The organism is Citrobacter sp. MGH106 (assembly GCF_001037495.1).
Taxonomy (GTDB): Bacteria; Pseudomonadota; Gammaproteobacteria; order Enterobacterales; family Enterobacteriaceae; genus Citrobacter; species Citrobacter murliniae.
This window is the reverse complement of record NZ_KQ089822.1, coordinates 3,400,179-3,418,695: the sequence shown is the minus strand read 5'-3', so window position 1 is coordinate 3,418,695 and position 18,517 is coordinate 3,400,179. Positions and strand designations below refer to the sequence as shown.

Here is an 18,517-nt window from a genome sequence, read left to right as displayed (position 1 = left end):
CAATACGCGATTGCACATGAGTCGGGAGGTGATATGACAATATGGGTGGATGCGGATGCGTGTCCTAATGTGATTAAAGAAATATTATACCGTGCTTCTGAACGTATGCAGATGCCGCTGATTCTGGTGGCAAATCAGAGTTTGCGCGTCCCGCCTTCGCGTTTAATCCGTACCTTACGTGTTCCTGCCGGGTTTGACGTCGCAGATAATGAGATTGTGCGCCAGTGTAATGTGGGCGATTTAGTGATCACGGCGGATATCCCGTTGGCTTCTGAGGTTATTGAAAAAGGTGCGGCTGCACTAAACCCACGCGGAGAACGTTATACCGAAGCGACAATCCGTGAACGCCTGACGATGCGTGATTTTATGGATACCCTGCGTGCCAGTGGGATCCAGACCGGCGGGCCTGATAGTCTTTCACCACGCGATCGCCAGCATTTTGCAGCTGAACTTGATAAATGGTGGTTGGAAGTTCAGCGCAGAAAATAGTGGCTGTAATTTATTTTTTACACTTTCATCATGGTGAATTCTTGTTATAGTAGGGCTTAATTAATTTAATTGCCCTAAATGGAATGTATTGTTTACACTTTGGTGATGTACTAGTTTGATGGTATGATTATAACTTTAACAGCATCAGATCCCGCTCGCTTGCGGTTCTCTGGGGAATTTCTGTGATGACGCAACCTCTTTTTCTTGTTGGCCCCCGGGGGTGTGGTAAGACGACAACCGGAATGGCGCTCGCCGAGGCTATCGATTTCCAATTTGTTGATACCGATCGCTGGTTGCAATCTCATGTACAAATGACCGTGGCGGAAATTGTCGAAAGAGAGGGATGGGAGGGGTTTCGCGCCCAGGAGACGGCTGCTCTGGAAGCCGTTACCGCACCTTTAACCGTTGTTGCGACCGGCGGCGGTATCATTCTCACCGAATACAACCGGCACTACATGCGCAATAGTGGTGTAGTCATTTATTTAAGCGCACCCGTATCAGTGCTGGTTAACCGCCTGGAGGCCGCGCCGGAAGAAGGGTTACGCCCGACCTTAACCGGTAAACCATTAACTGAAGAAGTGCAGGAAGTGCTGGAGCAGCGCGATGTCCTGTATCGGGAAGCGGCGCACTACATTGTTGATGCAACAAATAAACCTTCTCAGGTTGTTGCCGATATTCTGGGGCTACTGTCGCAGCCGGCGTCACGGTTACAGGGTGGTGTCTATACTTAAAGCTCATCCACTCAAAAGGAAGAGATATGCCGACAAAACCACCTTACCCGCGCAAAGCTACCATTGTGACAGTTGAGAAAGGGACGCCTGGCCAGACGGTAACCTGGTATCAACTTCGCGCCGATCATCCTAAACCCGATTCATTGATCAGTGAACATCCTTCCGCGCAAGAGGCCATGGACGCCAAAAAGCGCTATGAGGATCCCGATAAAACCTGACGCCAGGCGTTGCTGGTAAAGAAATCAGAGTACCCTCTGCTCGTATCGGTATCACATTTTTCGCACGTCGTCATACACAGCGAAAATTGAAAATTAAACGATAACAACATAATACTGGAATGATTAGGAATCTTTACATTATGCCTTGCTTATCTGCTGCTACGCTTTTGAGCATTTGTAGCGCAGGTAGGTGTCCGGCATTTGCCTGGGAATTCATGACGCAGTAAGAAGACGGTGGAGTAACAAATGAGTACGTCGCTGGCTATCCTCACGATTGGTGTTGTCCCGATGAGTGAGGTATTACCGCTCCTGACGGAATATATTGATGAGCAACACATCACGCACCATAGTCTGCTGGGGCAGATGCAGAGGGAAGATGTGATGCTCGAATATGCCGTATCGCCAGGTGATGATTTGTTATTAACGTTGCTCAGCGACCATCGGCTTGCTCATGTCTCGCGCCAGAAAGTTGAGCGCGATCTCCAAAGCATTGTTGAAGTGCTGGATAACCAGGGTTTTGACGTCATCTTATTGATGAGTACTGCTTCAATTGCCCGCCTGACGGCACACAATAGCATCCTGCTTGAGCCCCTACGTATTATCCCCCCTCTGGTGGCATCGATTGTGGATGGGCATCAGGTCGGGGTGATTGTGCCTGTCACTGAGTTGCTTGAGGCCCAGGTGAGTAAATGGCAGGTATTACAGACCCCGCCAGTTTATGCCGTGGCAAATCCTCTTGATGGATCCGCACAACAACTGATCGATGCGGGGAAAGATCTCATTGAGCAAGGTGCTGATGTGATCATGCTGGATTGTTTAGGGTTTAATCAGCGACATCGTGATTTACTGCAAAAATCGCTGGATGTTCCGGTGCTTTTGTCTAATGTCCTGATTGCGCGGCTGGCTTCAGAACTGCTCGCTTAATTTTGCGTGACAGGTGGAACGTCAGGCCCCTATATTGTTTGTTAACTTAATAACGAGATAGGGCCAGTTGTATGCTTCAAAGTAATGAATACTTTTCCGGCAAAGTAAAATCGATTGGTTTTACCAGCAGCAGTACTGGCCGTGCCAGCGTTGGCGTCATGGCGGAAGGCGAATACACTTTCGGTACTGCGGCACCTGAAGAGATGACGGTGGTTAGCGGCGCGCTGAATGTGTTGCTGCCAGGGGAAACTGAGTGGAAAGTGTATGCTGCAGGGGACGTGTTCAACGTGCCAGGGCACAGTGAGTTTCATCTGCAGGTGGCAGAGCCAACATCGTATCTTTGCCGCTATTTGTAATTGTAAAATGCCGGATGACGAAGCTGCCATCCGGCACATCCTAATCAGCGCTGTGCTTCTCCGCCTAATCCTTCCACCAGGCTTTTGATTAACGCCGCCAGTTCTCCGGTCATCAGGATGAAATCGGCATCAAAACGTTGAGCATAGTCTTCTCTGTCGATGTCTTCGTTTTGATCGCGCAGTTCATCACTGAACTTCAGACGCTTTAGTGAGCCATCGTCACACATCATAAACTGAATACGTTGTTGCCAGTCGAGAGCCAGTTTGGTGACGACTTTACCGGCTTCAATGTGAACGGCAATCTCGTCGCTCACCAGATCCTGTTTCTTCGCGCGGATCACGCCGCCATCTTCCAGCATGGCTTTCAGTTCAGCTTCATCCAGCAACTGGAAGCCCTGGGCGACAGAGCCGGAACGCACCCATTCGGTGAGCGTTAACTCGATCGGATTTTCCAGCGCTAACGGAACAACCGGCAGAGAACCCAGGCTTTTACGCAACAACGCCAGCGTATCTTCCGCTTTCTTCGCGCTTGCGCAGTCGACCATGATCAGGTCATTGACGGTGTCTATCCACATCATTGTCTGGCTGAAGCGGCTAAAGGCGCGCGGCAGCAATGAATGCAACACTTCATCTTTAAGCGAGTCTTTTTCGGTCTTTTTGAGTTTGCGACCCTGCTCAGCTTCCAGTTTGAATATTTTGGCTTCAAGCGCCTGCTTAATCACAGGGGATGGCAGGATTTTCTCTTCTTTGCGGGCGCAGATAATAATTTGGCCGTTGGCGGTATGCGTCAATGCATCGCTGTGCGATCCCATCGGCGGAACCCAACCCATTTTTGCCATATCCTGGCTGCCACAAGGGGTAAACGTCATTGAGGCTAGCTGTTTTTCCATCTCTTCGGCACGCAAAGAAACATCGCGGCTAAGACGGTAAACCATTAAATTTTTGAACCACAGCATGATAATTTCCACGGCCTTGTCGTTAAATCCAGCGGGCATAATAGCGAATTGTCGCTATGCTTGCATTGTTAATCGGGAAGAGGGACATACAGTGCGTATAGGTATCGATTTAGGCGGCACGAAAACAGAAGTGATTGCGCTAGGTGATGTGGGCGAACAGCTTTTTCGCCATCGCCTGCCCACGCCGCGTGATGATTACCGGCAAACAATAGAAACAATCGCTACGCTGGTGGAAATGGCGGAAAACGCAACCGGCCAGACGGGAACCGTTGGTATGGGGATCCCAGGTTCGATTTCCCCTTACACTGGTGTGGTGAAGAACGCCAACTCGACCTGGCTCAATGGTCAGCCTTTTGATAAAGATTTAAGCGCGCGGTTGAAGCGTGAAGTGCGTCTGGCAAACGATGCCAACTGTCTGGCCGTTTCTGAAGCGGTAGATGGCGCGGCGGCGGGTGCGCAAACCGTGTTTGCAGTGATTATCGGTACGGGATGTGGTTCTGGCGTGGCTTTGAATGGGCGAGCGCATACCGGTGGCAACGGTACGGCGGGAGAGTGGGGACATAACCCGCTACCGTGGATGGATGAGGATGAACTGCGTTATCGGCAGGAAGTGCCTTGTTATTGCGGCAAACAGGGCTGTATTGAAACCTTCATTTCTGGGACAGGGTTTGCTACGGATTATCATCGGCTGAGCGGAAATCAGCTAAAAGGCAGTGAAATTATTCGCCTGGTAGATGAGCAGGATGCCCTGGCTGAGCAGGCACTGAGACGATATGAGTTACGCCTGGCGAAATCGTTAGCTCATGTGGTGAACATTCTTGATCCTGACGTCATTGTACTGGGCGGCGGGATGAGCAATGTCGACAGGTTGTATCAAACGGTCCCGTCGTTGATTAAGCAGTTTGTCTTCGGCGGCGAGTGTGAAACGCCTCTACGAAAAGCGCTGCACGGTGACTCCAGCGGCGTACGCGGTGCGGCCTGGCTGTGGCCGCAAGAGTCATAATCTCTTTTGCCGGATAACCCGTCATACTTCAAGTTGGCTGCGCGTTACCCGGCTCATCCATTAACCTCATTCTGACGGGCCGCCGCTCCACAGCATTCAAATCTGCTCCTGACAGATTTGTCACTCCCCCAGTCACTTACCTGAGTAAGCTCCTGGGGCTTCACTCAATTGCCGCCTACAAGCAACTCGAATTATTTTGGGTATGCACGTTTATCTGTGCTGTCCGGCATTACAACAGAGTCTGGCCTATTCCACCGCAAACATCCTGTCGAGTTTGCTGTAACCCAGTCCATTGATTTTTTTAACTTTTATCTGCACCGGAATACGCTCTTTCATCGCTTCGACGTGGCTGATAACCCCAATGGCCTTGCCGGTAGCGTTAAGGGCATCCAGCGCGTCCAGGGCGGTATCAAGCGTCTCGCTGTCCAGCGTGCCAAAGCCTTCATCGAGGAACAGGGAATCAATTCGCGTCTTGTGGCTGACCAGATCGGACAGCGCCAGCGCCAGTGCCAGACTGACGAGGAAGCTTTCGCCGCCGGAAAGTGTCCGGGTATCGCGAACGGCATCGGCCTGCCAGGTATCAACCACTTCCAGCTCCAGCGCTTCGCTGGCTTTTCTCTGTAGCAGGTAGCGGCCATGCAGGCGGGTCAGTTGGTTATTGGCCAGCCAGACCAGATTATCCAGCGTCAGCCCCTGCGCAAATTTGCGGAACTTGTCACCTTCTTTAGAGCCGATAAGGGCGTTCAGATAACCCCAGTCTTCGACCTGCTGCGAGACCTTTTCAATCTCCTGCATCAGACTCTTTTGTTGCTGACGGTTTTCGGCATCTTGCTTGAGCTGCTGGCGAATTTCTCCCTGACGAGTGGTGTTATCCCGTAGCCTTTGAGCGAGCTGCGTCAGCGTATCGCGAAGATGTTCCTGACTAAGGGTGAGGTCCGCGCCGACGGGCGGTTGCTGTTGGTGCGTCGCCAGCGCCTGTGTCGATTGATTGACCAGTGTTTGAGCCTGCTGTAACTGGCTTTCCAGCGACTGCTTTAGCTGTTCGAGTCGGTTAAAGGTCTCTTCATCCAGCAGGGCGGCAAGAAAAGCGTCGCGATCGTCGAAGATGCTGGTTTGCAGTGCGGCATCAAATTGCGCCTGAATCTCAGCGACGCGTTGGAGGTCTTGTGCCTCCTGCTGTTGCAGTGTTTGCAACTGGCCCTGTAACGAAAGGCAATCATCGTGCACCTGTCGCCAGTTTTCCAGTGACAGGTTATCTTCGTTATCCTGAATGACTTCGGTCTCAGGTAGTGTTTCCAGCAGAGGAGTAAGTTGCGCAATCTGCGCTTGTAGCTCGGTCAGTTCACTCTGGCGGCTCTGCCATATTTGTGTTTCGCTTGCCCGCTCGCTGAGCCACGCAGCTTCTTCACCATTGGCAGGAAGAGACAGGCCATTCCGGGTTAGCTCAGCCTGCAACGTGCTCTGGCGTTGATCAATCTGTTGCTGCAGGTGAGAGATTTGTTCTGTATGCGCGGTGATTTGTGCCTGCAGGGCATGGCGCAGGCTCAACTGGTGAAGTTGTTGCTCGTGCTCTTCTTCGGCGGCGAGCCAACTGGAGATATCGTCCTGCGGTTGGAGGGTAATGTTCAGACCGGCGGTCACTGTTTGCCACTCTTGAGTAAGTGCTTGCTCCTCCTGAGAAAGCGTCTGCGCTTCGTGTTCATCACGCTGTAGCTGCTGAGTTATTGCGTCGAGCTGCCCACGTAGGGTAGAGCCTTCATCAGCCAGCGTTTTGACCTCTTTTTCTAACGCTTCACGCCGTGCCTGGTTGACGCTCAGCTCAAGCGTTTGATAAGTCGCGATCGCCGGATGCGTGGTGGAGCCGCAGAGTGGACACGGTTGGCCTGACTGCAGTAATGCCCGCTGACTTTCCAGATCTTTAATGCGGGCTTCCTGATCGCAAATCGTTTTTACATCAGCAAGTTGCTGATTCTTATCTTTATAGCGCTGGCGTTTATCCGCCAGAGCGGCGTTGCGCTGAAGCTGCTCCTGCTGTCGCTGTTGGATAGTCGTGCGCAGTTGCGTTAGCTGTTTTTGCCTGGGGGCAATTTGCCCATGAAGCGTGCTCAGACGCTGGCGTAACGGACGAAGCTGTGCATGTTGCGCCAGCGCCAGGGATACGTCTTCAGCCGAAAGTGACAGCGTCGGTTGCGCAAGAGCCTCCAGTTTACGCGTGTCGTTCTCCCGCAACTGTTGCCACTGGCGTAGCTGGTTTTTGGCGTCAGACTGCTGGGCAAAGAGTGCTTTCCACCCCGCCAGTTCGCTGTTCCATAAACGGAAACGGTCATGCTCGGCCAGCCAGTTCGTTAACGTCTGTTTTGCGGTTAACATTATGACGGATTGCCTTTGCGCATGCTGACGAATGCGACTGCGCAGCGCTAAGCTGTGGTGTAAGCGAGCATTCACTTCTTGAATATTCTGGCGTGTTTGGGTGAGTGTAGCCGTTTGTTCCTGAATTCGATCCCAGTACGGGCGTAATGCTCTGGCAGGTAGTGCCAGGCTGAGTGACGCCAGCTGCGGCTGCGCTTGTTCCTGCGCCTCTTGTGCGACCCGCAACGCATGCTGATGGCGGTTTATTTCCGTCTGTAGCTCATTTTGCCGAATTAACCAGTTGAGGTGCTGTTGCTGAGTTTGCTGACTGACAATATGCTGTTTTTCTTCGTCAGTAAGTACCTGCAAACTTTCTGTGAGCGATTGCACCTGTTCTGTTGCTAACAGCGAAACGCCGCTGGCCTGCGCCTGCAGTTTTTCCAGCTCTGTGCGGGCCGTTTTGTGTTTTTCAAATACCATCGCCGAGATTTGGCCGTAGATCTCTGTGCCGGTCAGCTCTTCCAGCAGTTCGGCACGTTCTTTCGGTTTGGCGTTAAGAAACGCGGCAAACTGCCCCTGTGAAAGCAGCATGGAGCGGGTAAATCGTCCGTAGTCCAGCCCGGTGAGCGTGGCGGTCATCTCCAGTTTGTCTTTGACTTTATCTGCAAGGATTTTCCCGTCGGCGCAACGGGCAAGCTCTACGCGTGGGACCTGCAGGTTACCTTCTGGCTGGTTACGGGCACGGTTCTGGCTCCAGAAGGCACGATAGGCTTCGCCTTTGACTTCGAATTCCACTTCCGCCAGACACTCTGCGGTGTCGCGGGTCATCAGATCGTTTTGTGACTGAGATACGTTACTCAGTCGCGGTGTTTCGTGGTACAGCGCGAGGCAAATAGCATCCAGCAGTGTGGTTTTTCCAGCCCCTGTCGGACCGGTGATAGCGAACAAGCCGTTGCTGGCGAACGGCTCTGCCGTGAAATCGACTTTCCATTCCCCTTTCAGGGAGTTCAGGTTTTTCAGGCGCAAGCTGAGAATTTTCATGCTTCATGCTCCCCGGCGAGTGTCTGTAATGTGGTACTGAACAGCTGATTCAGGCGCTCGCGCTGTGGTTCTTCCAGCTCTTCCAGCGCCAGGCGGCGGTCAAAGACTTCTGTCACGCTCAGTTCGCTCAGCGTTTCGCGTCGTTCATTCGCCATAATACGTTCACGCTGTTCCCGGCTGCGGCGTACCAGCAAGACTTCTACCGGTAAGTCTTCAGTTAAGGCCTGAATTTTACGCTGCATATCGTGCAGATAATCATCAGTGGTAATTTCGATATCTAACCAGACGGGTGGTTCCTGATCTGTGTCGCGCCACTGCTCAAGTTGAGCAGTAATAGACGCTAAATCGCCTTTCAGTACCGCAAGCGGCTGTGTAACCGGCACGGTGAGGTTTTCAACCGCGCGCAGCTTACCCTCTTCGAAACTCACCAGATGAACGCATTTATTTTTGCCGCACTCATCAAAACTCAGCGCAATCGGCGAGCCACAGTAGCGAATATGCTCTGTTCCGCCGATGACCTGCGCCCGGTGAATATGTCCCAGCGCGATGTAATCCGCTGGCGGGAAATTTTGTGCCGGAAATGCATCCAGCGTGCCAATGTAGATGTCACGAACGGCGTCACTTTTACTGGCACCGACGGTAGTCAGATGCCCTGTCGCAATAATGGGCAGGTTCTGGTCGCCGCGTAGCTTACAGGCGTCCTCATATTGCTGTTGATAATAGTCGGTGATGGCTCCCAGCAGATGCTGCTGCTTTTCTCCGCCTGTGAGTCCTGCCTGGCTGGTGATGATGTCGCGTGGACGTAAAAAAGGGATCGGGCATAATATCGCACCCGGCGTGCCGTCGCGGCGCTGGAGTATCTGTGGCGCATGACCTGCGCTGGCGACCACCGTGGTGTTCAGAAACGCCAGAATATCGCGGGATTCATTGAGCGTGGCGACAGAGTCGTGGTTTCCTGCCAACACCACCAAATGACAACCTGTTTGTTGCAGATTTACAACAAAGCGATTGTATAGCTCACGGGCGTAGCTTGGGGGAGAGCCGGTATCAAAAATATCGCCAGCCACAATAATCGCATCCACCTGATGGGATTGTGCCGTATCCAGAAGCCAGTCGAGAAAGGCCTGATGCTCAGCGGCGCGGCTCTTGCTGTAGAAGTTTTGGCCCAGATGCCAGTCAGACGTGTGAAGGATGCGCATAAGTGTTCCATGGCAAAAAACGTGAACAGGATTATAACCTTTGCAGGACGGTAATATCTTGCCTCCGGGCTGTCATAATTCAACAACCTTCGTTAAACCTGGACTATCTTTTCATAAATCTGTCATAAATCTGACGCATAATGACACCGTATTGATGATAAACGAGTTAATTAAAAAACAGGGCAAATCATGGCGAGACGTATTCTGGTCGTAGAAGATGAAGCTCCAATTCGTGAAATGGTCTGCTTCGTGCTCGAGCAAAACGGTTTTCATCCCGTAGAAGCCGAAGACTATGACAGTGCTGTGAACCAACTTAATGAACCCTGGCCGGATCTCATCCTGCTGGACTGGATGCTTCCGGGCGGGTCGGGTCTGCAGTTCATTAAACATCTCAAGCGAGAAGCGATGACGCGGGACATTCCTGTGATGATGCTGACGGCAAGAGGGGAAGAGGAGGACCGCGTGCGTGGTCTGGAAACCGGTGCAGATGACTATATCACTAAGCCGTTTTCTCCCAAGGAACTGGTAGCGCGTATTAAAGCCGTTTTGCGTCGTATTTCGCCAATGGCGGTTGAAGAGGTCATTGAGATGCAGGGCCTGAGCCTGGATCCAACCTCGCATCGTGTGATGACCGGCGAGGATCCGCTTGATATGGGACCCACCGAATTCAAGTTATTGCATTTCTTTATGACCCACCCTGAGCGCGTCTACAGTCGCGAGCAATTACTCAATCATGTCTGGGGCACCAATGTTTACGTGGAAGACCGGACAGTAGATGTGCATATCCGCCGGTTGCGCAAGGCGCTGGAGCACAGCGGACACGATCGCATGGTGCAGACGGTGCGTGGGACGGGATATCGTTTTTCGACCCGCTTCTGACTGGTAAGAATACAAGCCTAATGGACCTGGCTGTAAATGGAGTATGACGTTTGCTTGAACGATTGTCATGGAGAAGGCTGGTACTGGAGCTGATACTTTGCTGCATACCGGCTTTTATCCTTAGTGCTTTTTTCGGTTATCTGCCCTGGTTTTTACTGGCGTCGGTAACAAGCCTGCTTGTCTGGCATTTCTGGAATTTATTACGTTTGTCCTGGTGGTTGTGGGTCGACAGGAGTATGACACCACCGCCGGGGCGAGGAAGTTGGGAACCGTTGCTGTACGGTTTGCATCAAATGCAGCTACGTAACAAGAAGCGCCGTCGTGAACTGGGTAATCTGATCAAACGCTTTCGTAGTGGGGCTGAATCACTCCCCGACGCGGTTGTACTGACTACCGAAGAGGGCGGTATTTTCTGGTGTAATGGCCTGGCGCAGCAGGTTCTGGGATTACGCTGGCCGGACGATAGCGGCCAAAATATTCTTAACCTGCTGCGTTACCCGGAATTCACGTTGTACCTGAAAACGCGCGACTTTAGTCGACCGATCAATTTGGTTCTCAATACCGGACGACATCTGGAAATTCGCGTGATGCCCTATACCGATAAGCAATTGCTGATGGTGGCGCGTGATGTCACCCAGATGCACCAACTGGAAGGCGCGCGGCGTAACTTTTTTGCCAACGCCAGCCATGAGCTGCGTACGCCAATCACGGTGCTGCAAGGCTATCTGGAAATGATGCAGGAACATCCCCTGGAAGGTGCAACGCGAGAAAAAGCGCTGCACACCATGCGTGAGCAAACACAGCGTATGGAAGGGCTGGTTAAGCAACTGCTGACATTGTCGAGAATCGAGGCCGCACCAGCGCTGCTGTTGAATGAAAAAGTCGATGTGCCGGTGATACTGCGCGTGGTTGAACATGAGGCGCAAACGCTGAGCCAGAATAAACACACCTTTACCTTTGACGTTGATAGCCAGCTAAGTGTGTTGGGTAATGAGGAGCAATTGCGCAGTGCTATCTCGAATCTTATCTATAACGCGGTCAACCATACCCCTGCGGGAACGCATATCACCGTTCGCTGGCAGCATGTGACTCAAGGCGCTGAATTCAGCGTCGAAGACAACGGCCCCGGCATTGCTTCTGAGCATATCCCGCGTCTGACTGAGCGATTTTATCGCGTGGATAAAGCGCGATCCCGGCAAACGGGCGGTAGTGGATTAGGGCTGGCGATCGTGAAGCATGCGTTAAATCATCATGACAGTCGGTTGATTATCGACAGTGCACCAGGAAAAGGAACGCGGTTTAGTTTCATACTCCCGGAACGTTTAATTGCCAAAAGTAACCGCTAACGCTCATTTGTAATGTTAACTTTCCAAAAGCCAGCGCAAGCTGGCTTTTTTCATCATCGTCAATAATGACATCCTGAATTTTACGACGTTTGATTGTTTTTTGTTCGCATTATTGCCCATGACTTTTTCACGGGAATGGTGTTTTGTGCTGGTTCAATTTTTCATATCACTATATTGTTCTGGTTTTTAGATCCCACCTTGCTTTAAAACGTTATAAGCGTTTAAATTGCGCACCAAGTGCTGTCATACCGACTGCATTTACGCGGTAAATCGAAAAACTATTCTTCGCTGCGTCTGGTTGGGAGGATATCCCGCTGGAATTGATTAAAAATGCCGCTGTATTGTCCCTCAGGGAACGGCAGAAAATTAAACGTTTTCAACACCACATCCACAGGCTGTAAGACTTTATGACCCATCAGTTAAAATCACGCGATATTATCGCCCTGGGATTTATGACATTTGCACTGTTCGTTGGTGCAGGTAACATCATTTTCCCCCCAATGGTTGGTTTGCAGGCCGGCGAACACGTCTGGACTGCGGCTTTTGGCTTTTTGATTACCGCCGTTGGTCTTCCGGTGCTTACCGTTGTAGCGCTGGCGAAAGTCGGTGGCGGTGTAGACAGCCTGAGCACCCCGATCGGCAAAGTAGCAGGTTTACTGCTGGCTACCGTTTGTTATCTGGCGGTAGGGCCGTTATTTGCTACTCCGCGTACCGCGACAGTCTCTTTTGAAGTGGGAATTGCTCCGCTGACTGGTGACTCGGCGCTGCCGTTGTTTATCTATAGCGTGGTTTATTTCGCGATTGTTATTCTGGTGTCGCTCTATCCGGGCAAACTGCTGGATACGGTGGGGAATTTCCTTGCGCCGCTGAAAATTATTGCGCTGGTTGTGCTTTCTGTTGCAGCGATTGTCTGGCCTGCGGGCCCGATCAGTAACGCCATGGAAGCCTATGAAACCGCAGCGTTTTCTAATGGCTTCGTGAACGGGTATCTGACAATGGATACGCTGGGTGCGATGGTCTTTGGTATTGTTATTGTTAATGCCGCTCGTTCGCGTGGCGTTACTGAAGCGCGTCTGCTGACCCGTTATACCGTCTGGGCGGGTCTGATGGCTGGTGTGGGCTTAACGCTGTTGTACCTTGCGTTGTTCCGCCTGGGTTCTGACAGTGCGACGCTGGTCGATCAGTCTGCTAATGGTGCTGCGATTCTGCATGCGTATGTTCAGCATACCTTCGGTGGCGCAGGTAGCTTCTTGCTGGCCGCACTGATTTTTATTGCTTGTCTGGTGACTGCAGTTGGCCTGACCTGTGCGTGCGCTGAGTTCTTTGCCCAGTATGTGCCGCTGTCTTATCGTACGCTGGTGTTTATCCTCGGCGGCTTCTCGATGGTGGTATCGAACCTGGGTCTGAGCCACCTGATTCAGATCTCCATTCCGGTGCTGACGGCTATCTATCCGCCATGCATCGCACTGGTTGTATTAAGCTTTACCCGCTCATGGTGGCATAATTCTTCCCGCGTCATTGCACCTGCGATGTTTATCAGCCTGATTTTTGGTATCCTTGATGGCATTAAAGCTTCTGCAATTGGCGACATCTTACCGGCCTGGACCCAGCGTTTACCGCTGGCGGAACAAGGTCTGGCGTGGTTGATGCCAACAGTCGTGATGGTGGTCCTGGCAGTAATCTGGGATCGCGCAGCGGGTCGACAAGTGACCTCCAGCGCACACTAAAATCACTGACAATAAGTTTTAACCACGGGGCTATTAATATGGCCCCGTGGTTTTTTTATTGTGTTAACAGGTTAGGAATCGATGGAAAGTAATAACAAGCTAAAGCGTGGGCTGAGCACCCGGCACATTCGCTTTATGGCATTAGGTTCAGCAATTGGTACCGGGCTGTTTTATGGTTCGGCCGATGCCATCAAAATGGCGGGGCCAAGCGTACTTTTGGCCTATCTTATCGGTGGCGTGGCGGCGTACATAATTATGCGTGCGCTGGGCGAAATGTCAGTTCATAACCCTGCAGCCAGCTCTTTTTCGCGCTATGCGCAGGAAAACCTCGGGCCTCTCGCGGGCTACATTACCGGTTGGACCTACTGTTTTGAAATCCTGATTGTCGCCATCGCCGATGTTACTGCCTTCGGTATTTATATGGGTGTCTGGTTCCCGGCCGTACCGCACTGGATTTGGGTCCTCAGCGTGGTATTGATTATCTGCGCCATTAACCTGATGAGCGTGAAGGTGTTTGGTGAACTGGAGTTCTGGTTCTCATTCTTTAAAGTCGCCACTATTATCATCATGATTGTTGCTGGTTTCGGCATCATCATCTGGGGCATTGGTAACGGTGGGCAACCGACCGGCATCCACAACCTGTGGAGTAACGGCGGCTTCTTCAGCAACGGCTGGCTCGGTATGGTGATGTCGCTGCAAATGGTAATGTTCGCCTATGGCGGGATTGAGATTATTGGCATTACCGCAGGTGAAGCAAAAGACCCGGAAAAATCTATCCCGCGTGCTATCAATTCTGTACCGATGCGTATCCTGGTGTTTTACGTGGGTACGCTGTTCGTCATTATGTCCATCTACCCGTGGAACCAGGTCGGCACAGATGGAAGCCCGTTTGTACTGACTTTCCAGCACATGGGGATTACTTTTGCCGCCGGCATCCTGAATTTTGTGGTGCTGACCGCTTCGTTGTCGGCGATCAACTCTGACGTCTTTGGCGTAGGCCGTATGCTGCACGGTATGGCGGAGCAGGGCAGCGCGCCGAAAATGTTTGCTAAAACCTCACGTCGCGGTGTGCCGTGGGTGACGGTGATGGTGATGACATTCGCACTGTTGTTTGCGGTTTATCTCAACTACATCATGCCGGAAAACGTCTTCCTGGTGATTGCCTCACTGGCAACGTTTGCCACGGTATGGGTGTGGATTATGATTCTGCTGTCGCAGATTGCCTTCCGCCGCCGTCTGCCGCCGGAAGAGGTTAAGGCGCTGAAATTCAAAGTGCCTGGCGGAGTGACGACGACCGTTGTTGGCCTGATTTTCCTGGTCTTTATTATCGCGCTCATCGGTTACCACCCGGATACTCGTATTTCGCTTTACGTTGGTTTCGCGTGGATTATCCTGTTGTTGGTTGGCTGGGTATTTAAGCGTCGTCGCGAGCGTCAACTGGCTGAAGCACAGTAATTTTTTTCCGGATGACCGCTATGTCTTATCTGGCCTACTCGAGAGTGTGTAGGCCAAAGATGCGTAGCGCCATCCGGCGAAATCTCCTCCCCCGAACTCCTCCCCCAATAAACGTTAAGATGATGAGTGATCCTGCACTTCGCTATGGCAAGGTGGCTTCATTTTCATCAAAGGGGATACGTGATGTTGAACGCCTGGCACCTTCCGGTTGCCCCATTTGTTAAACAAAACAAAGATCAACTGACGATTACGTTATGGCTGGCGGGAGATAATCCTCCCCAACGTATAACGCTACGCGCGGAAAATGATAACGAAGAGATTTCGCTGATTATGCGTAAGCAGCGCAGCCAGCCTCAGCCTGGCGTTACTGCGTGGCGAGCCGCAATCGATCTTTCCAGCGGTCAACCTCGTCGGCGTTATAGCTTTAAATTGTTGTGGCTTGATCGTCAGCTGTGGTTTACCCCGCAGGGATTCAGCCGTATTCCGCCAGCGCGTCTGGAACAGTTCGCCGTGGATGTGCCGGATAACGGACCGCAATGGGTAGCCGATCAGATTTTCTATCAGATTTTCCCGGACCGTTTTGCACGTAGCCAGTCACGTGAAGCGTATCAGAACAACGTTTATTACCACCATGCAGCAGGACAGGATATTGTGCAGCGTGAGTGGGATGAGCCGCTGACTGCGCAGGCTGGCGGTTCCACGTTCTATGGCGGTGATCTGGACGGTATCAGTGAGAAACTGCCCTATCTGAAAACGTTGGGTGTAACCGCGCTATATCTGAACCCGGTGTTTACCGCACCAAGCGTACATAAGTACGATACTGAAGATTATCGTCATGTTGATCCACAGTTTGGTGGCGACAGGGCGTTACTGCGCCTGCGACACAATACACAGGCGCAGGGAATGCGGCTGGTTCTGGACGGCGTATTTAACCACAGCGGCGATTCGCACGCCTGGTTTGACCGGCATAGTCGGGGAACGGATGGCGCATGCCATAACCCACATTCCCCCTGGCGCGATTGGTACCATTTTTCAACGGAAGGCGTCGCGCTGGACTGGCTGGGGTATTCAAGCCTGCCCAAACTGGACTTTGCATCTGAAAGCCTGGTGAATGAAATCTATCGCGGCGAAGACAGCATTGTCCGTCACTGGTTAAAAGCACCATGGAATATGGATGGCTGGCGGCTTGATGTCGTACACATGTTGGGTGAAGCCGGTGGTGCGCGCAATAACCTCCAGCATGTTGCCGGGATCGCCCAGGCGGCTAAAGAAACTCAGCCAGAAGCATACATTGTTGGCGAACATTTCGGTGATGCGCGTCAGTGGTTGCAGGCTGATGCTGAAGATGCCGCGATGAACTATCGTGGCTTTACCTTTCCCATATGGGGATTTCTTGCCAATACCGATATCTCTTATGATCCGCAGTTTATTGATGCCCGAACCTGTATGGCGTGGATGGATAACTATCGTGCAGGTTTATCACATCAGCAGCAACTGCGCATGTTCAATCAGCTCGACAGCCACGACACGGCCCGTTTTAAATCGCTGCTAGGTAAAGATGTCGCGCGCCTGCCGCTGGCGGTAGTCTGGTTGTTTACCTGGCCGGGGGTTCCCTGTATCTACTACGGTGATGAAGTTGGGCTGGACGGTAATAACGATCCGTTTTGCCGCAAGCCGTTCCCATGGCAGAAGGACAAACAGGATTCTGACCTGCTGGCGTTGTATCAGCGGCTGGCTAAAATGCGTCATCTGAGTCAGGCGCTACGCCACGGCGGTTGTCAGGTGATTTACGCAGAGGATAACGTGGTGGTATTTGTGCGAGTACTAAACCGACAGCGCGTGCTGGTAGCAATCAATCGTGGCCAGGCCTGTGAAGTGGTGTTGCCAGCCTCGCCATTGCTCAATGCCAGCCAATGGCTGCACAAAGAAGGCAAAGGCCAGCTCGCGGATGATATTCTGACGCTACCTGCGATTTCTGCCTCAATCTGGATGTGTCATTGATACAAACGCGCAATCTCCTCACTGGTCAGCAGCGTTTCCCGCCACCAGCGCTGCGCCAGTCCGTCATTGCTATTGCGCCACGCCATATAGGCGACGTCTTTTTGACGAAAAGACAACACGGGTTTTTCCACCAGCTCGCCTGTGGCTAACCATGGGCTTGCGATGTGGCGTGGGAGAAATCCGCAACCGGTTCCCGCCCGCAGTAACATCACTTTACTGTGGAAATCATCGACACGAATCTGCGCCTGTTCATCCATCAGGTTGCTTTGTAACGGATGACAATAGCGGGCGCTGTCGCTGATGACTATCGCCCGGTGCAGGCACAGTTGTTCATTGGTTAAACTATCCGATGCCGCTGCCAGTGGATGCCCGGGTGCGACAACAAACACATTATCCAGCGTGCCGAGCATTTTGTAAGACCAGGCCGCTGATGTTGGTGGCTCATTAATAGCGCCCAGAATAATATCCGCTCCGTTATGGGTGAGTTCTTCCCAGGAACCTGCCAGCGTGTGGTGAGTAAAGTTGAGGCGAGTTTGTTTATTGAGTGCGTAAAAAGCTTCGATAATCGGCACCAGTGCGGCGAAGGGGAAGGAGGCATCCAGCGCAATTGCCAGCTCTTTTTCCCAGCCAGCGCTCAGTTGTAACGCCTGTTTTTCGAGGTCTTTGGCAGCGCTGAGGAGCAAACGTCCTTTTTCCAGCATCATCAGGCCGGTATCGGTAAATTTTGCCCGATGCCCGGAACGGTCGAGCAATTCGATATTCAGATCGTTTTCCAGCTTCTGAATCATATAGCTGAGTGCGGCAGGGGTTTTAAACAGTGATTCGGCAGCGGCAGCAAATGAACCATGCCTGTCGAGTGCGTCGAGGATGAGCAGAACGTCCAGATTGATGCGCATAAGCTGAATATATCCTGAAAATTAAACACCTCATTTTTACAGAATAGAGAAAAACAATGCCAGTGAATAAATTAGATAAGACATTCGCATTTTTTTGATGATGATTGAGATATATCTCAAGACAAAATTATTATCATCACTCGATGATAAGTTTTCTTTAATAACTCGTTAGAAAATTCCCGCTATACTCAACAAGCTTTCTGATTCAGGATCCTGCTGCTGACGGCAGTTACAGACCGTTGCCTTTTAACTCATTGATTAAGAAGGTGTGCTATGTCTATTCGGGAACTGATTGACCCACAAAACTCAACGCTTATTTTTATTGACCATCAACCGCAAATGTCATTTGGTGTGGCGAATATTGATCGCCAGACGTTGAAAAATAATACTGTAGCATTAGCCAAAGCCGGAAAAATATTTAATGTTCCAGTGATTTATACCTCGGTTGAAACGAAAAGTTTTAGCGGATATATCTGGCCGGAATTGTTAGCTGTTCATCCTGATGTCAAGCCTATCGAGCGTACTTCAATGAACTCCTGGGAAGATGCGGCCTTTGTTAAAGCAGTGGAAGCGACCGGGCGTAAAAAACTGATTATCTCTGCACTGTGGACCGAAGTTTGCCTGACATTCCCGGCGTTGATGGCGCTGGAAGCGGGTTATGAAGTGTATGTCGTCACCGACACTTCCGGCGGTACATCCGTGGATGCTCATGAACGTTCTATCGATCGTATGGTGCAGGCGGGTGCGGTACCTGTTACCTGGCAGCAGGTGCTGCTGGAGTACCAACGCGACTGGTCACGTAAAGAGACTTACGACGCGGTGATGGACCTGGTGCGCGAACACAGCGGTGCGTACGGTATGGGCGTGGATTATGCCTATACCATGGTACATGGTGCACCAGAACGTAAGATTTAATTCCGCTGGCGGGGCAATCCCGCCATTATCCT

General features: G+C 51.7%; 16 protein-coding genes. 12 read left to right on the top strand and 4 right to left on the bottom strand.

Translation table 11 applies throughout. The annotated features are described in order from the left end of the window. The first annotated feature begins 33 nt into the window (after positions 1–33). The 5 genes from SK36_RS16015 (at position 34) to ppnP (ending at position 2,718) form a co-directional block, all read left to right on the top strand. Positions 34–489 (top strand): YaiI/YqxD family protein, encoded by a 456-nt coding sequence (locus tag SK36_RS16015; RefSeq protein WP_045440426.1) that lies wholly within the window; start codon positions 34–36, stop codon positions 487–489. A gap of 185 nt (positions 490–674) precedes the next feature. Next, positions 675–1,220, top strand: a complete 546-nt coding sequence (aroL, locus tag SK36_RS16010) for a shikimate kinase AroL (RefSeq protein ID WP_048221960.1) — start codon at positions 675–677, stop codon at positions 1,218–1,220. A 26-nt stretch (positions 1,221–1,246) separates the two neighbouring features. Continuing rightward, entirely contained in the window at positions 1,247–1,438 is a 192-nt protein-coding gene (gene yaiA / locus SK36_RS16005; protein WP_045440432.1) for a protein YaiA, read from the top strand. Between the two features lie 246 nt (positions 1,439–1,684). After that, positions 1,685–2,362 carry an AroM family protein gene (locus SK36_RS16000; protein WP_048221959.1) on the top strand — a complete coding sequence of 226 codons (678 nt, stop codon included), beginning with the start codon at positions 1,685–1,687 and terminating at the stop codon, positions 2,360–2,362. Between the two features lie 71 nt (positions 2,363–2,433). Further along, positions 2,434–2,718 carry a pyrimidine/purine nucleoside phosphorylase gene (gene ppnP / locus SK36_RS15995; protein WP_045440436.1) on the top strand — a complete coding sequence of 95 codons (285 nt, stop codon included), beginning with the start codon at positions 2,434–2,436 and terminating at the stop codon, positions 2,716–2,718. 44 nt (positions 2,719–2,762) lie between these two features. On the opposite strand, the gene rdgC is transcribed toward ppnP, so the two are convergent. Further along, positions 2,763–3,674 (bottom strand): recombination-associated protein RdgC, encoded by a 912-nt coding sequence (gene rdgC / locus SK36_RS15990; protein ID WP_045440439.1) that lies wholly within the window; start codon positions 3,672–3,674, stop codon positions 2,763–2,765. A gap of 91 nt (positions 3,675–3,765) precedes the next feature. Between rdgC and mak the strand changes: the two genes are divergently transcribed. Next, positions 3,766–4,677, top strand: a complete 912-nt coding sequence (mak, locus tag SK36_RS15985; RefSeq protein WP_045440442.1) for a fructokinase — start codon at positions 3,766–3,768, stop codon at positions 4,675–4,677. 246 nt (positions 4,678–4,923) lie between these two features. Here mak and sbcC read toward each other — a convergent pair whose 3' ends face one another. Both sbcC and sbcD read right to left on the bottom strand, forming a co-directional pair. Further along, complete coding sequence (gene sbcC / locus SK36_RS15980) at positions 4,924–8,067, bottom strand: exonuclease subunit SbcC (RefSeq protein WP_048221958.1); 3,144 nt, start codon at positions 8,065–8,067, stop codon at positions 4,924–4,926. Continuing rightward, positions 8,064–9,266 carry an exonuclease subunit SbcD gene (gene sbcD / locus SK36_RS15975; RefSeq protein WP_045440447.1) on the bottom strand — a complete coding sequence of 401 codons (1,203 nt, stop codon included), beginning with the start codon at positions 9,264–9,266 and terminating at the stop codon, positions 8,064–8,066. The genes sbcC and sbcD overlap by 4 nt, the downstream gene beginning before the upstream one ends. A gap of 189 nt (positions 9,267–9,455) precedes the next feature. Between sbcD and phoB the strand changes: the two genes are divergently transcribed. From phoB to malZ, 5 genes are all read left to right on the top strand, one after another. Beyond that, complete coding sequence (phoB, locus tag SK36_RS15970) at positions 9,456–10,145, top strand: phosphate response regulator transcription factor PhoB (RefSeq protein ID WP_045440451.1); 690 nt, start codon at positions 9,456–9,458, stop codon at positions 10,143–10,145. A gap of 50 nt (positions 10,146–10,195) precedes the next feature. Continuing rightward, on the top strand, positions 10,196–11,491 hold the full coding sequence (phoR, locus tag SK36_RS15965; RefSeq protein WP_045440453.1) for a phosphate regulon sensor histidine kinase PhoR: 1,296 nt from the start codon (positions 10,196–10,198) through the stop codon (positions 11,489–11,491). A 407-nt stretch (positions 11,492–11,898) separates the two neighbouring features. Beyond that, entirely contained in the window at positions 11,899–13,218 is a 1,320-nt protein-coding gene (gene brnQ / locus SK36_RS15960) for a branched-chain amino acid transporter carrier protein BrnQ (protein ID WP_045440455.1), read from the top strand. A gap of 81 nt (positions 13,219–13,299) precedes the next feature. Continuing rightward, a complete protein-coding gene (proY, locus tag SK36_RS15955) occupies positions 13,300–14,673 on the top strand; it encodes a proline-specific permease ProY (protein ID WP_045440458.1) in 1,374 nt (457 codons plus the stop codon). Positions 14,674–14,856: 183 nt separating this feature from the next. Further along, positions 14,857–16,674, top strand: coding sequence for a maltodextrin glucosidase (gene malZ, locus SK36_RS15950; protein WP_048221957.1), 1,818 nt, complete (start codon positions 14,857–14,859; stop codon positions 16,672–16,674). Here malZ and SK36_RS15945 read toward each other — a convergent pair. Beyond that, positions 16,668–17,570, bottom strand: coding sequence for a LysR family transcriptional regulator (locus tag SK36_RS15945; protein WP_045440465.1), 903 nt, complete (start codon positions 17,568–17,570; stop codon positions 16,668–16,670). The two genes, malZ and SK36_RS15945, sit on opposite strands and share 7 nt — an antisense overlap. A gap of 273 nt (positions 17,571–17,843) precedes the next feature. Between SK36_RS15945 and SK36_RS15940 the strand changes: the two genes are divergently transcribed. Continuing rightward, complete coding sequence (locus SK36_RS15940) at positions 17,844–18,485, top strand: hydrolase (RefSeq protein ID WP_045440467.1); 642 nt, start codon at positions 17,844–17,846, stop codon at positions 18,483–18,485. Positions 18,486–18,517 lie beyond the last annotated feature (32 nt).